This is a genomic window from Corynebacterium sp., assembly GCF_030152825.1.
GTDB lineage: Bacteria > Actinomycetota > Actinomycetes > Mycobacteriales > Mycobacteriaceae > Corynebacterium.
The window spans coordinates 1-4,637 of sequence record NZ_JASLIP010000019.1 but is presented as its reverse complement, the minus strand read 5'-3'; the positions used below and the strand labels follow the sequence as shown (position 1 = coordinate 4,637).

The 4,637-nt window shown below is 66.9% G+C and carries 3 protein-coding genes; 1 reads left to right on the top strand and 2 read right to left on the bottom strand.

Translation table 11 applies throughout. From position 1 onward, the window contains the following. Both Q1V78_RS02695 and Q1V78_RS02690 read right to left on the bottom strand, forming a co-directional pair. Positions 1-1,759 (bottom strand): FUSC family protein (locus tag Q1V78_RS02695; RefSeq protein ID WP_300611352.1); only part of this gene is annotated, 1,759 nt, incomplete at its 3' end. Between the two features lie 51 nt (positions 1,760-1,810). Then, positions 1,811-3,895 carry an acyl-CoA dehydrogenase family protein gene (locus tag Q1V78_RS02690; protein ID WP_300611350.1) on the bottom strand — a complete coding sequence of 695 codons (2,085 nt, stop codon included), beginning with the start codon at positions 3,893-3,895 and terminating at the stop codon, positions 1,811-1,813. A gap of 188 nt (positions 3,896-4,083) precedes the next feature. Here Q1V78_RS02690 and Q1V78_RS02685 point away from each other — a divergent pair. Further along, positions 4,084-4,637, top strand: a 554-nt coding sequence (locus tag Q1V78_RS02685) for an MFS transporter (RefSeq protein WP_300611354.1), incomplete at its 3' end; no start/stop codon positions are given.

The window sequence follows — 4,637 nt, the reverse complement described above, 5'->3', positions numbered from 1 at the left end:
CCGAGTGCGCGGCCGTCGCGCCGACGCGCAGCACCTCGTGGGCGACCATCTGCGCCGCCGCGTGGTGATCCCACTGGTCGCGGCGCCACGCGAAGGACTCGTTCGCGCACGCGCTCGTCACCGCGCGCGACTCGTTGAGCTCGTAGCGCAGGCGGCGGCGGTCCAGCACTGCGTCGTCGATCGAGTTTACCCGCAGGCTGCCGATCATCCTTTTTATGGACGCCAGCAGGTGGGCGTAGTTGAGCTCCGCGGTCTTCTGCAGATTATTGGGGCGGAAGAACCAGATGGACAGGATCGACAGCAGGGAACCGATGACCAGCTCGGCTCCGCGATCCATCGCCGTCTGGCCCACCGGGGCGCTGCCCAGGCCGGCCATCATCAGACCTAGCGGGGCGGTGAAGACCATCGCCAGTCCGTAGTTTGCGGCGATGAATAGCTCCGTGCAGCCCATGGCCACCGCCAGCCCGATGAGGTCCATGAGGATGCCCGGGTGCAGCTGGTAGAACGCCAGGTACAGCAGGATGCCGATCACGGAGCCCGCGATGCGGTGAATGCTGCGCACCGTGCCGGCCATGCGGTACGGGCCCTGGCCGAGCAGCAGCATCACGGAGGTGATCGCCCAATCCGGGCGTCCGAGCCCCAGCACCGTGGACATGATCGCCACGCCCAGGCCCGCCAGGGCCACGCGCTGTGCGGTGACCACCGGGTGGGAGTCCCGGTGCCACTGGCGCTTGATCTTCGCCCACGCGCCGGGGGAGGACAGCGGAATCGTGCGGCGGTCGGATGGCGAGGTGCGCTGCTCGTGGGAGTGCGGGTCGGCCGTTGCCCAGCGCTGCTGCGCGATAAGCATCCGGTGGACCAGCTGCTCGCCCTTGGTGCCGCGGGCCTCCGGGGTGATCGCGCCGCCATTGATCGCGTCCGCGTGGGCGAGCATGGACCAGGCGCGGTGGATCGCGCCGGCGGCGGTGAGTTTGAGGGACTCGTACTCGGCGGCGGCCTCCTTGTCGCGGGCCTCGAGATAGTTGGCGACCGCTGCCTCGGCATCCTCGACCGCGCGACGCTCCGGGGCGTGCTTATCAACGAGCCAGCCGGACATGCTGACGATGAAGCCGGAGGCCGCGCCCACGATCGACCAGACCAGCGTGGAGGTCAGGGAGATCGAGATCTCGTTGACCATCAGGCCGCCCGTGACGAAGAGCATCAGGTACGGCCCGGGCGGGGTCAGCCGCAGGCACATGGTCACGTACACGCAGATCACGCACACCGCGAGGAAGAGTAGCAGCGGAAGGTAGGCGATGATCGCGCCCTTCGGGTTGGCGATCACCCCGCTGAGGCCCTCGTGGAAATTCATCACCCCGTGCGAGTGCGTCCAGATGCCGATGAGGCGGAAGCCCAGTGTCAGGCAGATAAACAGCAGCCCGTAGCGCAGCAGGGATTTCCAGCGCTCGCGGTAGGGCTTGTTCTCGCCGTTGATCATCAGGACGGCGCCAGCCGAGACGAGCAGCAGCTCGGAGCCGAAGCCGAGCGCGTAGCCGATGAATCCCGGAATGAGGATGGATAGCGCCGCGCGGAGGGCGCGGGGAATCTGGGCGCGGAAGGACTTGACCGTCAGCAGCATGGCCCGCATCGACGGCGGGGAGGGCGCATCAGGAAGGGCACGGACGCCGAAAGAATCGGCGTCCGTGCCAAAGATGCGGTCTGCTGAATTTTCACCCGCGGCCGGCGGGTCCTGCCTATGGTTATCGCCCGAAACTGTCACTTATATAAGTGTAGCGAGACTATAGGTGCAGCTGGGCTGCAGGGTGAGCGCCTAGTCCTCCCGCCAGCGGCCGGGCTGGCCGACCGCCGGGTCGGACTCAGCTTTGGTCACCATGTCCTCATAGCGCTGCATGAGGTTTACGGAGGTGATCTCCGACGGCACCCCGAAGGCGTCCACCAGCAGCTCCGACCAGGGGCCGAGGGAGTCCACCAGGTCGTTGAGCGCGGCACGTGCCGCCTTGGTGCGGGTGCCCGTGAGCAGGTTCTGCTCCAGGTACCAGCTGCCGTTGCGGACGATGAGGTCCAGGAAGTAAACGTCGCGGACCTGCTCCATCACATCGCGGGCGGTGTCGCTCGTGAGCGTGGCCTCCGCCTCCAGCAGGGCCTCGAGGAGGATGCGGTCCACGTGGGCCCACGCGACCTCCAGCAGGTGGTCCTGCGCCCGGTCGACGACCTTCGCGGCCTTCTCCACCGGCATGTCCTTGGCCACGCGCAGGCGGCGGCCCAGGGAGACCATGAGGCGACGCTCCCGCTCCGAAACCAGGCGCAGCTGGCTACCCGGGTCGAAGAGGGTGGCCTCCTCGCTATCGGAGAAGGTGTCCTTCAGGTTCTGGACCAGGGCATCCGCGGCGGTGCGGCGGCGCAGCAAAGTGGAGAAGTTATCCAGCCCGAAGCGGACCATCTCCAGCGGGTTGAAGCTGCCGATCTCCTTGGAGAAGCCGGTCATCAGCTCCTTACCGGCCAGCTGCATCATCACCACGTTGTCGCCCTCGAAGGTGGTGAAGATATCCGAGTCTGCCTTCAGGCTGGTCAGCAGGTTCTCTGCCATGTAGCCGTAGCCGCCGCAGGCCTCACGCATCTCCTGGATGGTGTCGGTGGCGTGGGCGGTATTCGCAGCCTTCAGGGCAGCAGCGTGAGCCTCGAGCTCGCGCTGGTCGGCCTGCTCCTCCTTCGTGGCGTTCACGGGGTCGACGCCGCGTGCCTCGAGCTCGTGCAGCCCGGAGATCAGCTCGTTCGTCGCCAGCTGCAGCGCGTAGGCGCGCGCCACCCGGGGGATGAGGCGCAGCCGGTGCTTGCGGTGCTGGATGAGGGTGTTTTCCGGCAGGTCATCGCTGGGCGCGAACTGCTTGCGCAGGTTGGCGTAGCGCACGCCGATGTCCAGTGCGGTGCGGGCCGCGGCGCCGGCGGCGGCGCCCACCGTCACGCGCCCGCGAACCAGCGCACCGAGCATCGTGAAGAAGCGGCGGTTCGGGTTCTCGATTGGGGAGCTGTAGTTGCCCTCCTCGTCCACGTCGGCGAAGCGGTTGAGCAGGTTCTCGCGCGGAACGCGGTATTTCTCGAAGACGAGGGTGCCGTTGTCCACGCCGGGCAGCCCGCCCTTGTAGCCGTGATCGCCGAGGCGCACGCCCTCGACCGGGGAGCCGTCGTCCTCACGGATGCGGGCGACGAGGCAGTGCACGCCGTGCGACTCCTCCACACCCGGGGTGTAGAGCTGCGCGAAGACCGCGGCGAAGCGGCCGTCGCGGGCAGCGTTGCCGATGTACCACTTCTCCGAGGACGCGGTGGGGGAGTTGATGATGAACTCCTGGGTCTCCGGGTCGTAGGTCGCGGTGGTCTCGAGGTTCTGGACGTCGGAGCCGTGGCCGCGCTCCGTCATTGCGAAGCAGCCCAGCGCCCGTAGTTCGATCAGGTCCTTGACCAGGTCGTCGTGGCGTTCGGTGCCGAGGTTGCCGACCGCGCCACCGAACAGCCCCCACTGCACGCCGGACTTCACCATCAGGGAGAGGTCCGCCATGCCGAGCATTTCGATGCTGGCCAGGGTCGTGCCGGTTTCTCCGGTGCCACCCTGCTCCTCGCGGAATGCGCCGTGCGGCAGGCCGGATTCCAGAACGGACTTCAGCTGGGCGGTGGTGCGGGCGCGGGCCTCTTCCAGGCTCAGCCCTACCGCGGGCCGGAACTGATCGTCCTTGAGCATCTCGCGGATGGCGTCGCGCGCCTCGCCGAACTGACCGTCGAGAGCCCGCGTGAGTTCCGGGAGGATCACAGGATTCGGGGTGGTCGGCAGGGGGTTGGGGGCCTTGGAGCGACGGGCGATGTCGGATCCAAGCTGCTTGGTCTTTGGTGAGTTCTGTGCCATGATCCAAGGCTACGCAAAGTGGCGGGCGTCACAGCTATTTCGCGATAACTCCCTAAACCCCCATTCCTGTCAGGCCGCGCTCTCCCGGAGGATTACCATGGGGAGCCATGTCGCAAAGCTCTGATACCCCAACCAATCTCAACATCAACTCGCGAGGCTCGAAGTACAAGGGCTCGCGAGCGTGGCTCATGGTTGCGTTGGCGGTATTTATCGTCGCGTGGGGTGGCAACGAGTTCACCCCGATGATGGTTTTCTACCGCGGGGAGGACGTCTTCTCCCCGGTGTTCGTGGACGCCCTGCTGGCGTTCTACGCGGTGGGTATCGCCATCGGTCTGCTGGTCGCGGGGCCGCTCTCCGACCGTTATGGACGCCGCGTCGTCATGCTGCCCGCCCCGATCGTTGGGCTGATTGGGTCCATCCTCATCGCGATGGGCGAGACCAGCGAGCCGATCATCTTTACTGGCCGCATGCTTTCCGGCCTGGCGCTGGGCATGGCGATGACCGCGGGTGGTTCCTGGATTAAGGAGCTTTCCAGCCCGGCCTTCGACCCGACGGCGAAGCCGAACTCCGGGGCGAAGCGTTCCGCGATGGCCATGACCGGTGGTTTCGCGGTGGGCGCGTTGATCGCGGGCCTGCTCGCCCAGTGGGGCCCGATCCCTGGCCAGCTGCCCTACATGATTCACGTTGTCCTCTCGATCGTGACGATCGTTGGTCTGATGACGGTGCCGGAGACCCGCCAGAG

What these genes read in the sequence shown, in the direction of transcription:
- Q1V78_RS02690 (WP_300611350.1), bottom strand. Translation starts at nt 3,895, where the DNA reads ATGGCACAGAACTCACCAAAGACCAAGCAGCTTGGATCCGACATCGCC.